The organism is Centipeda felix, assembly GCF_900186465.1.
Lineage (GTDB): Bacteria > Bacillota > Negativicutes > Selenomonadales > Selenomonadaceae > Centipeda > Centipeda felix.
Genome location: NZ_LT891956.1, coordinates 1 through 22205, shown reverse-complemented (window position 1 = coordinate 22205; position 22205 = coordinate 1). Strand labels below are relative to the sequence as shown.

General features: G+C 58.5%; 16 protein-coding genes and 1 rRNA gene. 9 read left to right on the top strand and 8 right to left on the bottom strand.

The genetic code is table 11. The features are described from left to right. Position 1: 1 nt before the first annotated feature. The 7 genes from C1713_RS01170 to trpS form a co-directional block, all read right to left on the bottom strand. On the bottom strand, positions 2 to 2107 hold the full coding sequence (locus tag C1713_RS01170) for a sulfatase-like hydrolase/transferase (RefSeq protein ID WP_102492762.1): 2106 nt from the start codon (positions 2105 to 2107) through the stop codon (positions 2 to 4). A 15-nt stretch (positions 2108 to 2122) separates the two neighbouring features. Then, a complete protein-coding gene (locus C1713_RS01165; RefSeq protein ID WP_102492761.1) occupies positions 2123 to 4276 on the bottom strand; it encodes a sulfatase-like hydrolase/transferase in 2154 nt (717 codons plus the stop codon). 41 nt (positions 4277 to 4317) lie between these two features. After that, a complete protein-coding gene (locus C1713_RS01160; RefSeq protein WP_102492760.1) occupies positions 4318 to 5412 on the bottom strand; it encodes a 2-aminoethylphosphonate aminotransferase in 1095 nt (364 codons plus the stop codon). Positions 5413 to 5415: 3 nt separating this feature from the next. Next, entirely contained in the window at positions 5416 to 6123 is a 708-nt protein-coding gene (locus C1713_RS01155; protein WP_102492759.1) for a class I SAM-dependent methyltransferase, read from the bottom strand. Then, a complete protein-coding gene (gene aepX / locus C1713_RS01150; protein WP_102492758.1) occupies positions 6124 to 7419 on the bottom strand; it encodes a phosphoenolpyruvate mutase in 1296 nt (431 codons plus the stop codon). It abuts the gene before it with no gap. Positions 7420 to 7717: 298 nt separating this feature from the next. Beyond that, positions 7718 to 8437 carry a phosphocholine cytidylyltransferase family protein gene (locus C1713_RS01145; RefSeq protein WP_102492757.1) on the bottom strand — a complete coding sequence of 240 codons (720 nt, stop codon included), beginning with the start codon at positions 8435 to 8437 and terminating at the stop codon, positions 7718 to 7720. After that, on the bottom strand, positions 8437 to 9441 hold the full coding sequence (gene trpS, locus C1713_RS01140) for a tryptophan--tRNA ligase (RefSeq protein ID WP_102492756.1): 1005 nt from the start codon (positions 9439 to 9441) through the stop codon (positions 8437 to 8439). Before trpS ends, C1713_RS01145 begins: the two co-directional genes overlap by 1 nt. A gap of 211 nt (positions 9442 to 9652) precedes the next feature. Here trpS and C1713_RS01135 point away from each other — a divergent pair, with 211 nt between their 5' ends. From C1713_RS01135 to C1713_RS01125, 3 genes are all read left to right on the top strand, one after another. After that, positions 9653 to 10423, top strand: coding sequence for a class I SAM-dependent methyltransferase (locus C1713_RS01135; protein ID WP_170950738.1), 771 nt, complete (start codon positions 9653 to 9655; stop codon positions 10421 to 10423). A 183-nt stretch (positions 10424 to 10606) separates the two neighbouring features. Further along, entirely contained in the window at positions 10607 to 12871 is a 2265-nt protein-coding gene (locus C1713_RS01130) for an anaerobic ribonucleoside triphosphate reductase (protein ID WP_040572590.1), read from the top strand. Between the two features lie 358 nt (positions 12872 to 13229). Next, positions 13230 to 13982 (top strand): nucleoside/nucleotide kinase family protein, encoded by a 753-nt coding sequence (locus tag C1713_RS01125; RefSeq protein WP_245870890.1) that lies wholly within the window; start codon positions 13230 to 13232, stop codon positions 13980 to 13982. A 378-nt stretch (positions 13983 to 14360) separates the two neighbouring features. Here C1713_RS01125 and clpX read toward each other — a convergent pair whose 3' ends face one another. Beyond that, positions 14361 to 15656 carry an ATP-dependent Clp protease ATP-binding subunit ClpX gene (gene clpX / locus C1713_RS01120; protein ID WP_009753363.1) on the bottom strand — a complete coding sequence of 432 codons (1296 nt, stop codon included), beginning with the start codon at positions 15654 to 15656 and terminating at the stop codon, positions 14361 to 14363. Positions 15657 to 16019: 363 nt separating this feature from the next. On the opposite strand from clpX, the gene C1713_RS01110 reads away from it, so the two are divergent. From C1713_RS01110 to C1713_RS01080, 6 genes are all read left to right on the top strand, one after another. Further along, a complete protein-coding gene (locus C1713_RS01110) occupies positions 16020 to 16628 on the top strand; it encodes a DUF4352 domain-containing protein (RefSeq protein ID WP_050342327.1) in 609 nt (202 codons plus the stop codon). Positions 16629 to 16677: 49 nt separating this feature from the next. After that, positions 16678 to 17967 carry a PIN domain-containing protein gene (locus C1713_RS01105; protein ID WP_102492753.1) on the top strand — a complete coding sequence of 430 codons (1290 nt, stop codon included), beginning with the start codon at positions 16678 to 16680 and terminating at the stop codon, positions 17965 to 17967. After that, positions 17967 to 20162 carry a zinc-ribbon domain containing protein gene (locus C1713_RS01100; RefSeq protein WP_009753360.1) on the top strand — a complete coding sequence of 732 codons (2196 nt, stop codon included), beginning with the start codon at positions 17967 to 17969 and terminating at the stop codon, positions 20160 to 20162. The genes C1713_RS01105 and C1713_RS01100 overlap by 1 nt, the downstream gene beginning before the upstream one ends. Positions 20163 to 20177: 15 nt before the next feature. Then, entirely contained in the window at positions 20178 to 20945 is a 768-nt protein-coding gene (locus tag C1713_RS01095) for a vWA domain-containing protein (RefSeq protein ID WP_050342333.1), read from the top strand. Further along, complete coding sequence (locus C1713_RS01090) at positions 20942 to 21694, top strand: PP2C family serine/threonine-protein phosphatase (RefSeq protein WP_050342335.1); 753 nt, start codon at positions 20942 to 20944, stop codon at positions 21692 to 21694. The genes C1713_RS01095 and C1713_RS01090 overlap by 4 nt, the downstream gene beginning before the upstream one ends. Before the next feature lie 285 nt (positions 21695 to 21979). Next, positions 21980 to 22205 (top strand): 16S ribosomal RNA (locus C1713_RS01080); the annotation flags it as partial.

Here is a 22205-nt window from a genome sequence, read left to right as displayed (position 1 = left end):
CTCATGCCTCCTTTGGCGGCGGGAATACCTCCCCATTACTTGCGATGCCCATTAGGAAATCCCGCACGCGCGGGTAGAAGAAGGAACGAAGCGCTGGATCGTCAATTTCACGTCCCGCGATCCCCTCCTCGCCGCGCGGGTAGCATGCTGTGACAGCACGCGCGAGATCCACCGTCCCATTCGGCAGGAGAGCATCTGATGACTCGAGGTGAAATGTATGCGCCCGCGTACGTGCGCGCAGACAGTAGGTACGTCCGGGGTAGAGCGAGTTGCTGAACGCGATCTCACGTCCGCTGCCACCAAAGATCTGCGGCAGGACGCCATCCACATGTTCTCCGACAGGGAAATGGAGAAGGTATGCGAGTGTCGGATAGATGTCCACCGTGCTGGTCATTTCGCTCACCGTGATCCCCGCGGGAACGCCTGCCCCGCGCATCATCCATGCAGTGTGTGTCATGTCCGGACTGACGATGTAGTGGTGCTTGCTGAATATGGGAACGCCGTGGTCGGAGTAGAGGCTGATGAGGTACTCATCCGGTGTGTAGTGCTGCTCCAGATAGGAAAAGAGTGTGCCGAGAGCCCGGTCGAGATCACGGATGCCCTGGACGCATGCCGCAGCACTGAGCGGCGTTGCGCGCAGATAGGGGCTCGGGTCGCTGCCCTCTGCGCCCGAGAGACGCTCTGTGAGAGGAAGTCGTGCCTGCACACTCGACGTGATCTGGAAGAGCGGATATGGCCACGAGTGGGCATCCATCGTGTGGAGAAAGATGAAGTGGTCACTATCGCGTAGTCCTTCGAGGTGGCGAATGACTCGCTCGACGCCCTCGTAGGCGAGTGTGCGGTATCCTGAGACGATGATACGGTCATGACCGCGTGTTGCCCCGTTGTAGATGCCGATGCCGTCGCCCATGAGATTTGCCGTCGCATAGCCGAGGGCGTGCAGCCGCTCAGAGAGGGTACTGATGTCCGCGGACAGTGGCGTAGCGATCTTATCATTGAAGATTTGGTTATGATGCGGATACATCCCGGTCTCGATGGTTGGCAGGGAGGGATAGGTATACTCCGATACAGAAAAATGCTGATCGAAGATCGTTCCCCGCGCGAAGAAGCGGGCTGTATTCGGCATCCACTCGGCGAAATGCTCCCGCAGGATCGCCCACGGCAGTGCATCGGCGAGGATGTTCAGTACGAGTGGACGCCGCATTGGACTGTGTTCAATGGAGATTGGCGTGCCCACGAGAAAACTACGGTCAGAGGAAAGGGAGGCATCTTCGGTCAGACGGAAGAAGTTGGGTGTCGCGGGATTGAGCGGCGCATCCTGCGCAAGGCTTTTTGTTTTGATGTGTAGCCGCTGGAACGGTGTCACGCCGATGACGGGCAGAACATTCTCTCCGGTGCAGTGAATCTCGGCGCGTCCGGGGGCACGGTTAGCGCGTATGATGTCGTAGACGAATTCCCCACCGACATTGAAGGAAAAACCCTCTGCCGACTGGATCGTCTGCAGGAGCCATGCCTTGTTGCCCTGCTGTTCCTGCTCCGTATATGTGGCGACGTAGTAGGGCGGACGATGTACACCCGTCGTGGGGATAAACTCACCGGCAAAAACACCTTCCGTGGCGCACAGCCCCTTTTCGTCCTCCCAGCTCATACGGCTGAGCGCCATCGGCGCATAGCTTGGTTTTCCCATGGCAACGGACAGACGATCGAGCACCTCGGGGGTCAGCGCGCTGCGCGGAATATCCGCCGGGAGTGTGAGCGGATGGTCCAGCAGCTTCGCCGTATACGCCTGCATGACAAGCGCATCCGTATAGCGTTCCGTCGCTGTGTATGCACGGCGCAGCACTGCCCAGAGTGCAGGCTCGACAGAGCGCAGGCGAAAGGCACGTTCCGCGCAGATGACGGCGCTTTCTGCATCTCCATTCGCGAGAAGATACTGTGCGGCAAAGATGTCGGCGTGTGCGGCATCCCCGCCTGCCTCCCGATAGGCGGCGAGCTGCATGAGAAAGTCGTCGTCGTAGGCGTCCTGCTCCGCACGTGCGAGGAGGTCGGAAAAGAGCGCAGAAGCCTGCTCGTTATTGCGCCAGAATATACTGAAATCGTCGTTCATAATATTTCTTTCCTTTTAGCGCTGTCCGCCGAACCACGTGGGGCGTGCATCACGCATCGCGGGCCAGAACTCCCCGTTGTTTGCGATCTCGCGGACGAAGTCACGGGCACGCGGGTAGAAGAATTTCCGCAGATCCGCACTATCCTCAGCATAGTTCTCATCGAGCTCATGGCTGCGCGGGTAGATCCCCACACGTGCATCGGTGAAATCCACCGTGCCGTCCTCGTCGAGCACTTCACGCGTCTCCAGACGAAGTACGTGTCCGTGGTTTCGCACGGCGAGCTTATACGTCTGCCCCGGGAACATTGACATGCTGTATGCTGCGTCGCGGACTGTACCCCCGAAGACGGCGGGGAGACGGCCGTCAATGTCGTCATTGACGGGGAATCCGCAGAGGTGCCCCAGGGTCGGATAGATGTCTGCAATACTCGTGAGGTCGTGGACGATGCGTCCCTCAGGCACACCTGCACCGCGCATCATCCACGCGGCGCAGGTAGAATTCTCTGAGATGACGTCCACCGCGGCAGTGCTGTTGTTGAAAATGGAAACCCCGTGATCCGAGTACAGATTGACGAGATACTCGTCCTCGCTGAAGTGTGTCTCCAGATAGGAGAACAGCTGCCCAAGATTGCGGTCAACCTGCCTGATCCGCTCCAGATATTGCTCCTGATGGATGTATAGACTTGGGAGGCGCACCGCGGCAGCAGGCACTTTTTGGTTGAAGATGCGCTCTGAGAGAGCCATGTGCGTCTCAACCGCCGTGTCAAACTTGAAATCAAGAGCGTCGTATGGATGTACGTCATTGGCGAGCAGAAAGAGGAACAGATCGGTCTCGTCGAACGCCTTGAGATGACGAATGGCCGAGTCCACGGCGTTAACAGAGTTTAGTGTCCAACCGCTGGCGATCAGCCGATCAAATCCGCGCAGTATGCCGTGAGAAATACCGTTTGTGCATGCGAGCGGTGCAGCACAGTAGTAGCCCTGTTCCTTCATCTGCTCGGATATTGTCGTCATGTGGAGCGGGAGCTCATAGCCTGCCTTCTCGTTGAAGATCTGCGTATGATGCGGATAGTATCCCGTCTCAATAGCAGGATGCGCCGGCAGGGTGTACTCCGAGGTCGAAAAATGTTGATCGAAGATGACTCCGCGTGAAAAGAAACGCATGACATTCGGCAGATGCGTCGCTGCATAGGGGCGTGCAACCGCCCAGGACAGTCCATCGACGAAGAGGTTCAGGACGAGCTTTCTCCGCTGCGGGCTGTGACCGAGGCGGATCGGTGTTCCAACGGCATAGGGCGCATCCGCGGAGGCGTGCAGTGTGGCACTCTCACTGAAACGGAAGAAGCTGAATGCCCATTTGCCGAGATAGGCCTCCTTTGTCCCGAGGGACTCCGTCGTTACGGCGAGCGGCTGGTTGATGGCTGTCCCTGCGATGGGGATGATCGCCTCCTCTCCCGGAGGGAGCTCGATCTTTGCCGTTCCGCGCACCTCTGTCGCCTTCTGCAGGTCAAAGAGGAAATCGCGGTGTCCGTAGCCGATGAATGACTCCTGATGGCGCAGATCCTCCATCAGGCGGCTGTGGTCTGACAGAAAGGCATTCTCCGTATAGACCGCACTCCAAAACCGTGCACTGCCGGCGGGCATGGTGAGCGGGAGCTCCTCACCGAGAAAGACATCATGGCAAAAACAGAGTGCGCCGTTTTCCACATAGGCACGGCTTTCTGCTGTTGGTGCATTCGGACAATGTCCCAGTGCAATGGTGAGGCGCCCCAGTCCCTCCTGCAGATTGGACGGGGTCAAGTTCAGTGCAAGTTTCGGCGCTCGGTAGAGCCCGTAGGAAAGTCCCTGCATATCGATAGAGTCCATCTCGCGGTGGAGGGCTTTGTAGGCGACGGCGAGGATCTTCCAGATCTCGTAGTTGAGTGGACGTTTTTCGCGGGCACGTTCTGCGCATACGGCGGCGTTTTCTATATCACCGTGATGGAGCAGATACTTCGCCGCAAAGATATCGGCGCGCTCACTCGTGGGCTCTGCCTTACGATACGCGGCGAGCTGCATGAGAAAGTCATCGTCGTAGGCGGCCTGCTCCGACCGTGCGAGGAGGTCATAGAAGAGCCCCTGCGCGTGCGTATCGTTGCGCCAGAATATGCTGAAATCGTCGTCCTGCATGGTGGGTCCCTTTCCTCAAAGCCGCGATAGGGCTCCTGTTGCTATGCGTTCAGTGCTTCCTCGAATACGCGGAAGAACGCCGCAATGTCGGGCGCGTCGATCGCGCCGAGTGCACACAGGCGGAAGGTCGATGCCGTCTGCATCTTGCCGGGATAGATGGTGTAGCCGCGCTCATAGCAGTAGTCGTGCACCCGGGTGAAGTCAAAGTCTGCCGACGGATAGTTGACGGCGACGACGAGCCCCGACTGGATCGCACGCGGGATGGTCTCGGTGAGCCCCAGACGGGCGATTCCCTCGTGGATGGCATTGATCGTGCGTGTATGACGCGCCCATTTCTTCGTTTCTCCCTCGGCGAAGTATTCGGCGAGGGCGCGCTTTGCCGCGTATACGGTCTGCACGGGTGGGGTAAAGCGCATCTCGCCCGTCTCCTCGAAGCCCTCGTACTGCATGACGAGGTTCGTATAGTAGGAGCGCACGGGATAGTCCTTTGCCGCCGCGAGCAGGGATTTCTTGGCGATGACGAAGGAGAGCCCCGTCATGCCCTGGATGCCCTTCTGCGCCGAGGACATGCAGACGTCGATGTTCATCTCGTCGGCGGAGAAGGGGATCATGGCATAGGTCGAAATGGTATCGGCGATCATGACCGCGCCATGCGCGTGGGCGAGCGCACCGATCTCGTGCACGGGGTTCAGGATGCCCGTGCCCGTCTCCTGATGCGTCGTGTAGACGGCGGCGATGTCGGGATTCTCTGCGAGCGTGCTCTCCACCGCATCGAGATCGGGCAGACCGTCCGCCGGGAAGGTCAGGTTGATGTGCGGCACGGAGTAGGCGCGTGCGATTTCTGCCGCGCGCGCAGAGTAGGCGCCGTTGTTGATGATGAGGAGTCTTTTCCCGGCGGGGACGAGCGAGCTGACGCACGAATCAATGCAGAGCGTGCCCGATCCACAGAAGAGAACGGTCGCCCAGTCCGCCGCATCAGCGTGGACGACCTTCAGGAGGTCGGTGCCGAGCGCGCGCATGAGCTGGCCGAATGCACGCTCACGCGGACAGATGTCGGGGACGATCTGTGCCATCTTGACGGTGTCCGTCGTGGTCGCAGGCCCCGGGTTGAGGAGGATGTTGCGCTGGATGTTCATGATTTACTCCCGGTACATAAAGCAGTTGAAGACGAAAGGTGCGTTCCAGTAGCCCCTAAGCTGCATTGGCGTGAAGACAATGCGCAGGTCATGTGCGCGGGCAAAGTCCTCAAAGAAACTGCGCGGAAAGAAGAGATTGCTGAGTCCCTTGTAGCGCGCGTCGTAGTCAGGGATTACAGAGCGGCGATAGGCGTGAAACGCTTCTTCTTTGTCACGATCGTGTACGTCAATCAGGCCAATCGCACCAGTTGTTTTTTCGAGCATTCGCTCCATCAGCTGTTCGGCATACGCATTGTCGGTCAGGTAGTGGAGCAGGCTGTTTGCGTATACGGCATCGTATTTCTGCGTTGTATCAATGGCGTCCGCTTCACCGGCGTAGAGTTCGATGGCATGGGGGAGCACCGCGCGCGCAATCGCGACGAGGCCCTCGGCATAGTCGGTTCCGCCGACCGTTATCCCCGCACGCTGCAGCAGGTAGAGGTTTGCCCCTGCACCGCAGCCGACCTCAAAGGCACGGCCTCCATGCGTGAGATGCAGCCGATGCTGGATCTCGGCATCCAGTTCAAGCCATGCGTCCAGAGAGATGCCGCCCTCCATGACATCGTAGCCATTGAGCCGCTTCAGTTCGAGGAAAACGTGTTTCCAATCCCCATCGAGTCCGCCTGTGACTGCCTTTCTGCGGTTCCAGATGGCTCTCCACGCATCCTGCATCTATACCACCTCGATCAGTCGGATGATATCCTTGATTGGCAGGAGTTCCTTGTCGATCTCGTGGGCGCGGTGATGGACGAGGATGGAGCGTGCCGCATTCTCCATGGAGGGGAATGCCGCGCGCGTGAGCTGGTTGGCGTAGATGACGATGCGGACGCCATGTGCCGCGAGCTCCGCCTCCGTGATCGTGTTGTAGGAGGATGGGACGGCGACGATGGGGACATCGGGGTGGCTTGCGTGGAAGGTGTCACAGAATGCGATGACCTCATCGGGCGATTTGGCGCGCGAGTGGATCATGATGGCGTCTGCGCCTGCCGCGACATACGCCTCGGCGCGTGCGAGGGCGTCCTCCTGTCCCTTTTCGAGGATCAGGCTCTCGATGCGCGCGATGATCATGAACTCCTCCGTGCGCTGCGCTGATTTGCCCGCCGCAATCTTTTCGGAGAAATTTTCGATCGTGTCCTGCGTCTGCGCGACCTCCGTGCCAAAGAGGGAGTTGCGCTTTGCGCCCGTCTTGTCCTCGACGATGACGGCGGAGACGCCGATGCGCTCAAGGGTGCGGACGTTGTAGGCAAAGTGCTCAGCCGTTCCGCCCGTGTCCATGTCGAGGATGATGGGCTTCGTCGTGACGTCCATGACCTCGTTGATGGTCTGGATGCGGTCGGAGAGGTCGACGAGCTCGATGTCGGGCTTGCCGCGTGAGGTCGAGTCACAGAGACTGGAGACCCACATGGCGTCGAACTGGTCGAGGCCGCCGTCATTCTCGACGACGGTTTTCTCCGCGATCAGTCCCGTGAGGCCGTTGTGCACCTCGATGGTCTTGACGATGGGGACAATATCGAGGAGACGGCGCAGACGGCCGCGGCGCGCCTCGGGCATGGCGAGCTGCTCGCGCATCTGCCAGTCGATCTTGCGCACCTCGTCATTATAGGTATAGGATGGTTCGATCAGTTTTCCGCCGTAGCGCGCGAGCGCCGCGAGGACGTTCTTGCGGATGGAGGACTCGGGACCCTGCGCCCAGTTGCTCCCGTGGACGACGTAGTCGGGGCGCAGACGATCCAGTACCTCGTCGTACATGATGTGATCCTGTACGATGACCTCCGCGACCTCGGGCAGCTCGCTGAGCATCGCCATGCGCTCTTCGAGTGTCTTCGTCGGAAAGCGGTTGTAGCGCACCATCTCCGCGTCGGAGAGGACGCCGACAGTGACCCGGCCGAGCTCCGCCGCCGCGCGCAGGAGGTTCTTGTGTCCTGCGTGGATGATGTCCGTGCAGAAGCAGGTATAAACGTTCTTCATATCTTTCCCTCTATTTCATTCTTGCTGTATATATGCCTCCCCCGTCCGCGACGGGGGAGGTGGCACGCGCCAGCGTGACGGTAGGGGCGCTGGTGGCTTGTATGCATCTCTGACGATAGAAAAAAGCTGTTGCTCAAAGCGCCCCTTCCACCGCTTCGCGGTTCCCCTCCCCCTCAGTGGAGGGGGAGGCTTTGCTTCACTAGGTTTGCTACAGGGGATGCACCGTCTTCTCGGCAGAGAGAACCTCCTGTAGCTTCGCGTCGGGCATCCCTACAGACAGGCACCCAGCAGACGGTGCTCAATTATGTCTTATCCGCGCCTCCAGCGCCCGCAGATCCGCCACGGTGTCGATCTCCCACACGTCCTCGCGCGTGCACTCCCTGATATACACATCACATGTGTCGGGATTGTATTTCAAAATGATCTCGTCCCAGTAGAGCTGACGGTATCGTTCTTCGCGGTACATCGCATCCGCACAGGCCGCGAGCCGCCGCCCGTCCTCTGCCGTCCAGTAGGAGAGACCGAGCATCTGGTGGCAGGGGTGTGAGCTCTCTGTAGCGATGTGCGTGATCTTCCCGTCGGCATCCGCGTCGAAACACCAGTCATCCGTCGCTGCCACGGGGAAGGCGATGTAGTTCGTGCGCTCCTGTGTGGGCGTGATGATGGCGGGATGCGCGAGGTAGAGATCGCCCTCGATGACGTAGCTGTCCTCAAGCAGCCCTGCACGACCCGCGAGCGCGATGGAGGAGATGTTATTGGCCGCCGCCCAGTCCGGATTGTCGAGAAAGGCAATGTGCGGGTACGCGTCCTTGAGCGTGTCAAGCGCCGCGCCGCAATAGCCCCGTACTATAGTAATCGACGAAATCCCCGCCGCATTAAGCGCATCTAAAATGGTTGCGATGATCGGCACGCCGTTCACGGGAACGAGCGGTTTCGGCAGGTGATCGGTCAGCGGCGCGAGCCGTGACCCACGCCCGGCTGCGAGAATGACGGCGCGCATCACACGATGTGCATTCATCAGCACAGCCCCATTTTGCGTTTCGCCTTCGCGAGCGTCTTTTCGGCGATGTGTGCGGCGCGCTCCGCCCCCCGCGCAATCTCTGCGTCGAGGTACGCCTTATCCGTGAGCAGCTCCGCATAACGCTCACGGATGGGGCGCAGCTCATCGGCGACGACCGTCCCAACGGCCGTCTTGAAGTCGCCGTAGCCCTTTCCTGCAAACTCCGCCGTGATCGCATCGCAGGATTTCCCCGTGATGGCAGAGTAGATCGTCATGAGATTGTTGATGCCGTCCTTGCCCTCGCGAAATGCGACCTCGGCATCGCTGTCCGTGACGGCGGACTTGAATTTTTTGAGGATCGTCTTCTCATCGTCGAGGATGAAGATGGTCGCCTTGGCGTTCTCGTCGGACTTGCTCATTTTCGCCGTCGGCTCCGCGAGACTCATGACGCGCGCACCCGCCTTCGGGAAATAGCCCTCGGGCAGGCGGAACGTCTCGCCGTAGACGTGGTTGAACCGCGCGGCGACGTTCCGCGTAAACTCAAGGTGCTGCGTCTGATCTGCCCCGACGGGCACGTAGTCCGCCTGATAGAGAAGAATATCGCCGGCCATGAGCGCAGGGTAAGTGAAGAGGCCCGCGTTGATGTCCTCGGGATGCTTCGCCGACTTGTCCTTGAACTGCGTCATGCGGCTGAGATCACCGAACGGGCTGAGACAGGAGAGCATCCATCCCATCTGCGCGTGTGCACTCACGTGGCTCTGGATAAAGACGAGACTCTCCTCCGGATCGAGTCCGCACGCGAGCAGGAGGGCAAACGCCGCGCGGCTTGCCTTTCGCCGCATCGCAGGCTCGTGATAGACGGTGAGCGCATGGAGATCGGCGACGAAGTAATAGCAGTCGTATTCCTTCTGCAGCTGGCGCCAGTTTTTCACCGCGCCGAGATAGTTGCCGAGGGTGAATGTGCCGGTGGGCTGAATGCCGCTCAGGATGATCCTGCGGCGGGCTGGATCGTTTTCGTTCATGGATATTCCTTCCTTATACACATAGAATCTCTTTCATTATATCTCATGAGAGAAAGATAAGCAAAGCCGCGGAGCAATGAATTTCCCGTTAAGGAGATAGAAGATACGGAAATAATTTTATGCCCGTAACATTCGTTACAGAAAACGACTGCCAATACCCAGTAGAATGATGCTGAGAATCGTTCTATAATCGACCAGCGGAGGTGTTATGATGACAGAACAGAAGCAAAACGAGATGGGCCATGAGTTCCTTGCACGCCTTGGCAAGACGCGCCTGCGTCCCGGCGGGCGTGAGGCGACGGAGTGGCTCCTTTCCCATGTGGATTTTACCATTGACACGCGCGTCCTTGAGGTCGCCTGCAACATGGGCACGACGATGATCGCGCTGGCGGAGGAGCATGGCTGCCGCATCACGGGCCTCGATATGAATCCCGCCGCCCTCGCGAAGGCGCGTGCCAATATCGAGGCACACGGGCTTTCCGATGTGGTCGATGTGGTCGAGGGCAACGCCATGGCGCTGCCGTTCCCCGACGCGGCGTTCGACGTCGTCATCAATGAGGCGATGCTCACCATGCTGCCGCGCGAGAACAAGGCAAAGGCGATCGCCGAGTACTTCCGCGTGCTGAAGCCGGGCGGCGTACTCCTGACCCATGACGTTGCCCTGCGCACGGACGACGAGGAGCAGGCGGCGGAGCTGCGCGCGGGGATCTCGCGTGCGATTCGCGTAAACGTCGATCCGCTCTCTGAGGGCATGTGGCGCCAGCTCTTTCAACAGGCGGGATTTACGACGGAGGTGCAGACGGGGCGGATGACGCTGCTCGATCCTGCCGGATTGGTGCGCGACGAGGGGTTCGACGGTGCGATGAAGATCATCCGCAACGGGCTGCGCACGGAGAACATCGACCGTTTCCGCACGATGTTCAATTTCTTTTTCGATCATGGCAAAGAGTTTTCCTATATTGCCATCGTCAGCAAGAAGTAACAAAAAGCAGCGAGGATGCCTCGCTGCGCACATGGGCAGCGGTATGTCATATTGTGACGCACCGCTGCCTTTTTGCGTGAAAAATACCTTGCCAAGAATCTTCCTCTCTGTTACAATATCTTCCGTAGCAAAAAATGCGAACCACAAGATATGGTATTATGTATGGATAAAGGAGCGAAATCTATGACAGTGACGACGGTGACAAAACGCGCGGGCAATGCGGTGCCCTACGACCGTTCGAAGATCCTCAATGCCATTACCTCGGCGAGCAAGGAGTACGTCCACCCGATGACGGCACTTGAGATCGACACGGTGACGAAGAGCGTCGAGGAGGCGTTTGGCGACCGCACGGAGATCAGCGTCGAGGAGATCCAGGATCTCGTCGAAAAACAGCTGCTCGCGCACGGGCACTATGACATTGCGCGCCGCTACATCACCTATCGCCAGCGGCATGCCCAGCGCCGCCGCGCGCAGAAGCACCTCATGGAGAGTTACCGCGACATCTTCTTTGCCGATGCGGTGGACTCCGATCTCAAGCGCGACAACGCGAACATCAACACAGACGCGTCGATGGGCATCATGCTGAAGCTCGGTGCGGAGGGGGCAAAGCACTTCGTCGACAACTACGTTCTCGACGAACGCTATGCGACTGCTGACCGCGAGAACTTTATCCACATCCACGACAAGGACTTCTCACTCATCACGTTCAACTGCTGCCAGATCGATCTTCTGAAACTCTTTCGCGGCGGCTTCTCGACGGGACACGGTTTCCTGCGCGAACCGAACTCCATCCGTGCCTACGCGAGCCTCGCGTGCATCGCGATCCAGTCGAACCAGAACGACATGTTCGGCGGGCAGAGCATCAACGCGTTTGACTACGCCATGGCAGACGGCGTAAAGAAGTCCTTCCGCAAGGCAATCCTCGAGGAGGCGTGGAAGGCGCTGCTCTACCACATCGGGCATGGTTATTTTACCCACGAGGCGTTCAAGAAGGCACTGCGCGCGGAGCTCGACTTTGCCGTCTGCGTCTATGCGGAAAAGCAGGACGACGCGCGTGCGGAGCGCGCCCGTGCCGAACTCATGCGTGCACTGAACATCGTCTACAGTGCAGCATTCGACACCCCGGCGGAGCAGGAACTCGAGGCGGACGTGCGGACGATCTACCAGCTCGCCTGCGAGAGTGTCGAGGAGGAGACGCATCAGGCGATGGAGGCGCTCATTCACAACTTCAACACACTCCACTCACGTGCGGGGGCACAGGTGCCGTTCAGCTCCATCAACTACGGCATGGATACCTCGCCCGAGGGACGGCTCGTCATCCGCGAGGTGCTGAGCGCGATCTGGCAGGGGCTCGGCAACGGCGAGACGGCGATCTTCCCCATTTCTGTCTTTCAGCTTAAGGCGGGTGTCAACTACAACCCCGAGGATCCGAACTACGACCTCTTTATCGAGTCCTGCCGCGTCAGTGCGCGCCGCCTGTTTCCAAACTACGTCAACCTCGATGCGCCGTACAACCTCCAGTACTACAAGCCCGGCGACTATAACAGCTGCGTCGCAACCATGGGCTGCCGCACGCGCGTCATGAGCAACGTCAACGGCCCCGAGCAGTCGGGCAGCCGCGGGAATTTTTCCTTTACGACGATCAACCTGCCGAAGCTTGCGCTCGAGGCCAAGGGCGATCTGGGGAAATTCTGGGAACTCTACGATTACTATATTGACCTCTGCCACGACTATTTGCTCGATCGGCTGAAGATTATCGAGGAAAAGCACATCTACAACTATCCATTCCTTATGGGGCAGGGCGTCTGGCTCGACAGCGAAAAGGCGAGTCCCGTCGACTCCATCAAGGAAGTGCTGAAGCACGCCTCGTACTCGATCGGCTTCTGCGGACTCGCCGAATGCCTCGTCGCACTCATCGGAAAGCACCACGGCGAGAGCGAGGAGGCGCAGAAACTCGGGCTCGAGATCGTCGGGCACATGCGCGAGCGTACCGATGCCTACACCGAGGCGGAGCACCGCAACTGGTCGACGTTCGGCACCCCCGCGGAGAGCACGGCAGGACAGTTCCAGCGTGCGAACAAGCGCGTCTATGGGACGATCCCCGGCGTCACCGACCGCTCTTACATGACGAACTCAAGCCATGTGCCCGTCTACTACGACATCAGCGCCTACGACAAGATCCGCATCGAGGCACCGTATCACGCGCTCGAGAACGCAGGGCATATCGCCTACATCGAGATGGACGGCGACCCGTCGAAGAACGTCAAGGCCTTCGAGAAAGTCGTCCGCGCCATGCACGACGCGGACATGGGCTACTTCTCCATCAACCACCCCGTCGACCGCGACCCCGTCTGCGGCTACACGGGACTCATCGAGAACGAGTGCCCGCACTGCCATCGCAAGGAGACTGCCTTCGGCACGATGACCGTACCGCGCATGAAGGACTGAGAAAGCATATCCTTAGCTTCCCTAGCCTCCCTCGCAAATGGGGAAGCTGCTATGCCGTGATTTCGCTAAAGCCTCCTCCGCTGTGACGGGGGAGGGGGACCGCGAGCGGTCAACGTCAGCCAATCACACATCGCTAACGCTCGTGTTCTTGGGACGTTTTCGCATACGGCCTGTTTCCCAATCAGCTTCGTCCTACGGACTTGCTTCTTGGACAGGTCAGCAAGCGGTGGCGGGGGCACAAGAAAGGACTGCCGTACGAGGCTTGACTCGTTCAGCAGTCCTTTTTATATGGAAACTTATCTACAGTTGAACCACGGGCATACTTTTGCTAAAATATTCCATCGAGGAGGGGATCTCTGTGCGTGAAAAAGAGTGGCGTACCTGCGCGATGAGCGTCAACGGACTGCCGCAGCGTGTTCGTTACCGTACCGACACGGTGGAGCATCTCTTTCTGCCGCTGCTGCGTCGTCTCACGGAGCTGCAGCGGCGCAGCGGGCGGCGATGCATCGTCTTCCTTGCCGCGCCGCCCGCTACGGGGAAAACGACGCTCGCGCAGTTCTTGGCGCAGCTTTCACGCACCGAGGCGGGGCTGACCCCCGTGCAGGCACTCGGCATGGACGGCTTTCACTACCCAAATCGCTGTCTCGCGGCGCATACCATCCGGCAGGGCGGGGAAGAAATCCCCCTGAAATCCATCAAGGGCGCACCCGAGACCTTTGACGTCGCTGCACTCGCGGCGAAATTCGGCGCGGCGCGGGAGGAGAGCGTGACATTCCCCGTCTATGACCGCCGCATTCACGATGTCGTGCCCAATGCCGTCACGGCGGATGCGCCAATCCTCCTCGTCGAGGGCAACTGGCTGCTCTTGGACGAGGAGCCGTGGAGCGGCCTCCGTCCGCTCGCCGACTATGCCGTCCGTATCGACGCACCCGCCGCGTTCCTGCGGGCTCGTCTCATCGCCCGCAAGGTGCAGGGGGGGCTCTCCGAGGCGGAGGCGACCGCCTTCTACGAGGCGAGCGATGCCCGCAACGTCGAACGCTTTGCCGCACACGCAGGTGCGGCGGACGAGATCTGGCGTATGGAGGCAGACGGCGACTTCGCGCGGGTATAAATTTCCATATGAAAACTCCCACTGCGGCTGGCATCGCAGTGGGAGCTTTGTCGTCCGTTGTGTTATACTGAAACTGCCACGGCCCAACCAACCCAATCCGGCAAGGAAGGGAGGTTGTCACGATGACCATCGGAGATGTTATGCTTTCCCTGCTGACCAGCGTACTCGGGAGTATTCTCGGGGCGCTGATTCTGCAGAGGCTGGGGCGGTAGAAGCGACCGCCGTTGTGGCACCAGCCAGATGCGACCTCACCAGTTGCAAAGAAAGACCCCTGCGGTAACCAGCCGCAGGGGATTTCTTTCTTTTGGTTGTCAATGACCATCGTTGACTTCTACACACAGTATAACACGTTTATTCTGTTTTGCAAGGATAAATTTATCACCCCGCCGCTGCGTTCTCCACGGTCGGCGCCGCGCCCTCGGTGATGCATTCCTTCGTCACGGTGACGCGGCGCGGGGCGGTCTCACGCGGGATGTCGAACATCACGTCGAGCATGACCTCCTCGATGATGCCGCGCAGGCTGCGTGCGCCCGTTTTGCGCTCGATTGCCTTTTTTGCGACGGCACGCAGTGCGTCCTCGGTAAAGACGAGCTCCACGCCGTCCATCGCGAGCAGCTGCTGGTACTGGCGTACCGGCGCGTTGATCGGCTCGGTGAGGATGCGCAGGAGTGCGTCCTCGTCAAGGGTTTCGAGCGTGCAGATCACGGGCAGGCGGCCGATGATCTCAGGGATGATGCCGTACTCCATGAGATCCTCCGGCGTGACCTGATGGATGAGTGCGTCGTATTCCTTTTCGAGATCCTTGCCGCGCACCTCCGCGCCAAAGCCCATGGCGACGTTGCCTTTCTTGAGGCGCTTGGCGATGATCTTCTCGATGCCGACGAATGCGCCGCCGACGATGAAGAGGATGTTTTTCGTATCGACCTTGATGGTCGGCGCCTCGGGGTGCTTGCGCTGGCCGCGCGCCGTGAACTCGACGACACTGCCTTCGAGCATCTTGAGGAGTGCCTGCTGGACGCCCTCGTGGCCGGGGTCAGCAGTGATGGAATTGTTCGCACCGGATTTGCGCGCGATTTTATCGAACTCGTCGAGGTAGATGATGCCGTGCTCCGCCTTCTCCACGTCCTTGTCCGCCGCATAGTAGAGGTTGCGGACGGCGACCTCTACATCCGCGCCGACGAAGCCCGCCTCGGTGAGGCTGGAGGCATCTGTCACGGCAAACGGCACATCGAGGAGCTTTGAGAGATGGGAGAGGAGGGCGGTTTTGCCGCAGCCCGAGGGACCAAGCATGATGACGTTCGACTTCTCGATCTCCGTGCCCTCGTCCTCTTTCTTTTCGTAGCCGTATTTCATGCGCTTGTAGTGGTTGTAGACGGCAACGGCGAGGATTTTCTTCGCGCGGTCCTGATTGATGATGTAGGTGTCGAGATACTCCTTGATGAGGTGAGGGCGCGTCTTTTCCAGTACGTCGCCCAGCTCCTTGCGGAACGTCGTGCGCTCCTCCGAGGAGACGGATGCGTCGTGCTCGTCGAGGTAGCGGTTGATCTCACGCACGCAGTCCTTGCAGATCGCAAAGCCTGTGTTCGGATCGTAGATCGGCATATCGTATTGGTCGCGCACGTCGATGATGCGCTTGCAGAAGGTGCATTGATGCTTGACCGGATTTTTCGGCATTTCAAATTCCTTTCAGGGTATTTCATCTAGGAAATCACTGATAAAACAGTCTCTCAGATCGGCGTAGATTTTTGTCCGATTGAGGCAGCAAACCGGACGCATAGCAAGGGCTATGTGGAGAATTTGCCGACGACAAGCAGACGAAAAGATGCGTCAAGATGGTCGTGCCGAACTTATCAGTACTTCCCCCAGAATAAATTCTATCATAGAATACCACAGGAAGGGGGAAGAAACAAGGAACAATCATCTGGGGAAATATAATTATGGATAGAAAATTTTTTCTGCTGCATATCTTGTTTTATGGTAGAATGATTTCATACTCGATAAAATGATTTTGCGTTCAATGAGAAAGGACGTAGAGAGATGAGGAAGGGGATCCTGTTCGGGCTTATTCTGGGAGCGCTCATCTATTTTTTCGGCCCCGGCTTGGGGCTTTGGAAAAAAGATGCGCCTGCTGCACAGCCGATGACAGCGACGCAAACAGAAAAGACGGATGCCAAAACCAAGGAGAATGGGGAGCGCGGCACAAAGAAGGGCAGCGAGAAAACCACGGGGGGCTCTCTGCGTACGGACCAACCTGCAGCGCAGAGTGCATCTGCACAGAAGCCTGCGCTTGTCGGGCGTGTGGAGTCCATCTCGCGCCCGTCCTCGCTGACAGGTCCGATGGGCACCGTGCAGGGGCCTTTTGCTCTCGTCAAACTGACGCTTGCAAACCGAGGCTCGAGCAGTATCCACATCGTGAGTTTTAACATACGCATGGTTGATACGGATGGCAACAGCTATGCAGTCTCGGACAGCGGTATGGGCGTGCTCTTTCACAACAGGGTTGCCACGTTCCACATGGAAAACATATCACCAGGGATGCAGATGACAGCAAGTGTTGTTTTTGCCATGCCCGCGGGAGCGACTCCCGCAAAGATACTGGTGCAGCCGCATGGGCCGAATCAGCCGATATCGGAGATCAAATTATAGGACGGGGCTGCGCGGGGGCGCGCAGCCCGCTGATAGAGGAGGAATAGATATGGATATCCGAACCTATTATGAAGAGCAGCGTGGACTCATGTGTACCGCCATGCAAGAATCTCTGCCGTACCTGCGGCGGCTCCTGCGAATGGATGCGAAGCAGTTTGCGACAGTACTGGGGATCCACGAACAGGAGATGGCGGACATCGAGGTGGGAGGCGAGGAGCTCGGTGCGACGATGTTCCTCGCGATTGCCGCTGTGTTGGACGGCGCTGTGCGGGAGAGGCCAGAGATTGCCGTGCGGATGGAGACAATTCTCTCACTCAACGCACCTGAGGACGCAGGTCTTTTCGATCACCTCGGTACGCTCTCACTCACACAGCGGTGGCTCGACACATTCCCTGCGCCTCTCGATATATATGCACAGGACAGTACACGCGACTGGCTGACGGAGGAGGATTACCATGCCTTCGCGACGGACTGCCGCATCTTCCTTGACCACAGCGTCGTCGCATCGGAGGGCTTCTTTGCGGCAGCAGAGCCGCTGATCGCTGCATTGCGTGAACATGGCAGTGCTTTCTTCATCTCCCTCGCGACTGTGCGAGCTCTTGAAGGGGATATGCGCAGCACGGATGATGCCGTGCGCAGAAGAGCCAAGCACGGTATGCAGCATTTGGTGCAGCTGCAGGAGGAGGGGCTGATCGACCTGCGCGGTGAAGATGACGACGGGTCGGAGCTCAGTACTTTCTTTTCCGTGTTTGCGCGATTCAAAAATGCCCATCAGATTGTACTCTTTACGAACACGTCTGACTGTGCAGCACAGATCGCACTGCTGAATCGTGCTCACCTCGGCGGTGCGGAGATCGACCTTGTCGGATATCAGACCGATCACGGATTTTATCGCTGGCAGGTTTCGGGCGCAGACTGCGGCATACCCTCCTATGCAGACGAGGAGGATGATGCGGACGTGCGGGAACCGGTGATCGGATGGGATGACCTTGACGGTGTGCCTGCGGAACCCTCCGATGCGCCTCTTGAGAACCTTGAGGAGATTGAACGTGTGCCGCCTTCCGCTGAGGAGATACCTCCGTGTTCGGACGAGGTAATTATCTTCGACGAGCCGGATGCTGCGGAGCTGGAGACTATGGCAGCGGATATGCGGGCGTTCGAGAAAGGTATGATAGAGAGCAGCGCACCCGCCGCCGCAGCGGACGATGTCGCGACAGCTGAGCTCGTGGACCGGCAATGCGGTGATAATAGCAATGACAGCACTCCGTTCACGCCGAAGAGCAGCGTACCGGAGCATGACCGCAGTGCTTTGCCGCGTGGATGGGACGAGATCGGCTGATGAGAAAAGACGTAGGGGGTGGAGAGCGCGTGCGCGTAGGGACGGGACGCAACATGAAGGAGCGGCAAGAGAAGCTGCTTGATATGTATTTCAAGGACTGGAAGGTGTTCATTGACACCTGCAGTCTGCTCAAGGAGGCTGCGCCGACGTTCTGGGAACGCGCCAGACCCTATATTTTGAAGTACAACAACCCCGTCATCGTTCCGGAGCGTGTGCTTCACGAACTGCAGAAAATTTACAGGAACGCCGCGGGGGTATATGATCCTGTGGATGTGCGAAATGCGGAACGCTGTTTGTCAGAGTTTTTGCCACGGTATCAGCAGGAGAACCTGCTCGAATTTCGTGGAGAGCCGGTTGATCGGGAAGGTCACGCAGACAACGTCTTCATCACGCAGTTTACGCGTCACCGCATGACGTACAACCTCCTTCTCATCACGCAGGATGCAGACCTCGGCGCGGACATCCGCAACCTTGTCAACCAGCGTTCCGTTCAGCGCGGCAAGAAAATCCATGTACGGCGCATCGATGGCGGCGGCAACCTTTTCCCGCAGGATGGAAAGAAGCCGCATACGAAAAGGACGGACTCCGCGCGCGCGCAGACAGACGGTGACCGTCGACCGCATGGTGGGCATGAGCACACGGCAGGGCAGAGGCCCGCGCCGCAGCGCACGGACAGCCGCTCGTCCGCCATGACCACTGCGCGAAAGACCGTCGTCACGGCCATCGCCGATGATCCGCTGCCTGCAGCACACATCCCCATCGAGGGCGAGATTGTCTTCCGCGTACAGAACGGCGTGCCGGAGCGCATACGTCTCGGCAAGGAGATCGGTAAGGGCGGCGAGGGCAGGATCTACGAAACGGGCACGCCATACGTTGCGAAGATTTACGCGCGGGACTGCCTGACTGTACGGCGGCGGGAAAAGATTCGCCGTATGCTCAGCTGCAGCATCTCCTGCGCAGGTATCTGCTGGCCCATTGCGGAGCTCTCGGACAAGAGCGGGAACTTCGTCGGCTATCTAATGCCGCGTGCACAGGGGCAGTCCCTGCAGATTGCCGTCTTCAGTCCGCGGCGGCTGCAGAGATTTTTCCCGCACTGGAAAAAGGTCGACCTCGTTATCCTTTGCATTACCATCCTTGAGAAGATCAAGTACCTTCACGACCACGACATTCTCATCGGCGACCTGAATGACCAGAATATCCTCGTCGTTTCCGCGACCGAGGTCTACTTTGTTGACACGGACAGTTATCAGATTGAGGGCTTTCCCTGTCCCGTAGGCACCCCCGTTTACACCGCCCCCGAGGTGCAGGGACAACCGTTCTCAAGCTTTCTGCGCACGAAGGGGAATGAGGCATTTGCTATCGCGACCCTGCTTTTCCGCATCATGCTTCCGGGTAAGACGCCTTACTCCCAGCAGGGCGGCAACGATCTGCAGGAAAACATTGCACGCGGTGATTTCTCCTATCCCTGCGGAGAGAACTCGAATCGCCGTGCTCCCGACGGCCCGTGGAGATTCATCTGGAGCCATCTCCCGCGCCGTGCGATGAAAGAACCGTTTTATCAGACCTTCCGCAAGGGCGAAGCACACTACGAAGAGTGCGACCGCCTCGATGTGAACGCGTGGCTTGCAAACCTGCGCGAGTACAAGAACCTCCTCACGAATGGGAAGTATGCGGAGCAGGATGCCCTCTCACTTGAGATTTTTCCGAATCGCTACAAGCACATTGAACCAAATGCAGACGCGAAGTCCCCGCAGCAAACGAAGACATGGGGGCACTCAACGCCGCATACAAAGTCTGGAGCGAAGCAGTCGAAGTCACCAGAAAAACGCCCGTGCCGCGTTTGTAAGAGCGAGGTGCCGGTCACGCAGCTCGACCACGGCGTATGTTCCTTGTGCAGAGGAGAAATTTATGAATGGAAGCAATGTAGAACGTGCGGCAGCCGTTTCTGCATCACCGCTGCCGAGCACGCCTTCTTCGTGGATAAGGGGCTGGCTCAGCCCGAGAACTGCAGGGAATGCCGCGAGGCGCGAAAGAAGGAGCGCGAGACGTGGCTCACGACACCACAGCAAAACACCTCTTCGCGCACGCCCGTCCCGCAAAGTGACCGTGCGGAGGAGAGCTCATCATTTGAGACCGTTGCCGGAATCGGCATCGGGCTTGCCATTGCCTATGCCGTCGTTCATTTTCTATTATAATATGGGAGAAATACCATGAAAGACCTGCACCTCATCCGCATGGACGACCTCGTCACCAATCCGACGCCGCGTGTACCCGTCTGCCTCTGCCTTGACACGAGCGGCTCCATGGCAGCAGTCGAGGCGGGCAGCTACGTCGGTACCGGAGAGACCATCCGCCAAGACGGCAAACTCTGGCAGATCGTCGAGGGCGGGAAGAGCCGCATACAGGAGCTTCAAAAGGGCATCGAAATGTTCTTCGAGGCAATCCGTACCGACATACTCGCCGCCGACTCTGCTGAGATCAGCATCGTCACCTTCGACAACGAGGCAAAATGTCTGCTTGACTTCGCCAACATTGAACGGCAGACCGTCCCACAGCTGCACGCAAATGGACTCACGGCGATGGGGGAGGGGGTCAACCTCGCCCTCGACCTGCTGGCGCAGCGCAAGAAAGAGTATCAGGATAAGGGGGTCGACTACTATCAGCCGTGGCTCGTCCTCATGAGCGACGGCGAACCGAATGGCGATCCTGCTGAGCTGCGCCGTGCCGCCCAGCGCGTCACGGAACTTGTGAATGCCGGTAAGCTGACCGTCTTCCCTATCGGCATTGGGAGCGAGCCGGGCATGGACGCGCTTGCTGCACTCTCGCCGAAATGGGAGCCGCTGCGGCTCGACGGTCTGAAATTCCAAGAATTCTTTGCATGGCTCAGCAGCAGCATCAAGGTCGTATCGAACTCCACACCAGGAGATAAAATCAAGCTCGATGTCGATCGTATCAAAGACTGGAGCACACTCTCTTGAGCGAAGAACGCGGTATTCTATGGAACTTTGCAGAGTGTGCCGTTACAGGGCGGCGGCACCGTGCCGGAGACCTGCCGTGCCAGGATAAGACCTATGCCTGTGAATCGGGGGGCACTGCCGTCATCGCTCTCGCTGACGGCGCGGGCTCTGCTGCATTCTCCCAAGAGGGGGCAGAGACTGCCTGCCAAGAGATTGCGGCAATATTTTCTGGTTCCTTTGATGCTTTTGATGCGGAGACAGACGGGGCACGTGTCAAACAACAGATCCTTACACAGCTGCGTACGGCACTCGCCGCACGGGCGGACGAATGTGCGTGTCATGTTGATGCTCTTGCCTCTACGCTGCTCGCTGTTGCCGTCAAGGGGGATCGCTTCATTCTCCTTCATATTGGTGACGGTGTCATTGGCTGCCTACGCGAAGACCAGCTCGTCGTCCTCTCTCAGCCGCTTAACGGTGAGTTTATCAATACCACGGTATTCATCACCTCGCCTGAGGCGACGGACACCATGAAACTTGTCAAAGGGGATGTGGCAGATATATGCGGCTTCGTCCTTCTCTCCGACGGCGCAGAAATGAGCCTCTATGATCGCCGACAGAAGACCCTCGCGCCTGTCCTGCACCGTGTCTTCAACACAGCCCGCGGAGAGGATCGCGCGAACATGGAGGAAATGCTGCGCAGAAGCTTTGAGAACAGTGTTATTCAGGCGACTGGTGATGACTGCAGCATCGCGCTGATGGTGCGAATGTAAAAAAGTTGACAAAAAGTCGAAAAGAGGGGTTGACGGGACTGGTGGCGTGTGTTATATTATGACAGTCGCGCCGATGAGAGCGGCGGGCGAGCGAAAGCAAGCCCCAGCACTAGAGCGGCGCAGGATGTACCCTGAAAACTACACAATGCAAAACAAGTTAGAGGAAACTCTAACAGCCAGATGCAACATCGTTGTGAAGGTGGAAACACCTTCGGTCAACGAAACAACAATTCTTTTACAAGAATGACATTTTGAGCCAACAGGCTCTCAGATAGACTCCGGTCTTTTATGGAGAGTTTGATCCTGGCTCAGGACGAACGCTGGCGGCGTGCTTAACACATGCAAGTCGAACGGGATGATCTTAAAGCTTGCTTTTAGAGAATCTAGTGGCAAACGGGTGAGTAACACGTAGACAACCTGCCGACAGGATGGGGACAACATTCCGAAAGGAATGCTAATACCGAATGAAGTCAGAGGAGGGCATCCTCCTCTGATGAAAGATGGCCTCTAT

Coding starts and splice junctions, on each gene's coding strand:
- C1713_RS01105 (WP_102492753.1), top strand. CDS start 16,678: ATGGATATCCGAACCTATTATGAAGAGCAGCGTGGACTCATGTGTACC.
- clpX (WP_009753363.1), bottom strand. CDS start 15,656: ATGCCGAAAAATCCGGTCAAGCATCAATGCACCTTCTGCAAGCGCATC.
- C1713_RS01095 (WP_050342333.1), top strand. CDS start 20,178: ATGAAAGACCTGCACCTCATCCGCATGGACGACCTCGTCACCAATCCG.
- C1713_RS01170 (WP_102492762.1), bottom strand. CDS start 2,107: ATGAACGACGATTTCAGTATATTCTGGCGCAATAACGAGCAGGCTTCT.
- C1713_RS01160 (WP_102492760.1), bottom strand. CDS start 5,412: ATGAACATCCAGCGCAACATCCTCCTCAACCCGGGGCCTGCGACCACG.
- C1713_RS01130 (WP_040572590.1), top strand. CDS start 10,607: ATGACAGTGACGACGGTGACAAAACGCGCGGGCAATGCGGTGCCCTAC.
- aepX (WP_102492758.1), bottom strand. CDS start 7,419: ATGAAGAACGTTTATACCTGCTTCTGCACGGACATCATCCACGCAGGA.
- C1713_RS01135 (WP_170950738.1), top strand. CDS start 9,653: ATGACAGAACAGAAGCAAAACGAGATGGGCCATGAGTTCCTTGCACGC.
- C1713_RS01155 (WP_102492759.1), bottom strand. CDS start 6,123: ATGCAGGATGCGTGGAGAGCCATCTGGAACCGCAGAAAGGCAGTCACA.
- C1713_RS01145 (WP_102492757.1), bottom strand. CDS start 8,437: ATGAATGCACATCGTGTGATGCGCGCCGTCATTCTCGCAGCCGGGCGT.
- C1713_RS01165 (WP_102492761.1), bottom strand. CDS start 4,276: ATGCAGGACGACGATTTCAGCATATTCTGGCGCAACGATACGCACGCG.
- trpS (WP_102492756.1), bottom strand. CDS start 9,441: ATGAACGAAAACGATCCAGCCCGCCGCAGGATCATCCTGAGCGGCATT.
- C1713_RS01110 (WP_050342327.1), top strand. CDS start 16,020: ATGAGGAAGGGGATCCTGTTCGGGCTTATTCTGGGAGCGCTCATCTAT.
- C1713_RS01100 (WP_009753360.1), top strand. CDS start 17,967: ATGAGAAAAGACGTAGGGGGTGGAGAGCGCGTGCGCGTAGGGACGGGA.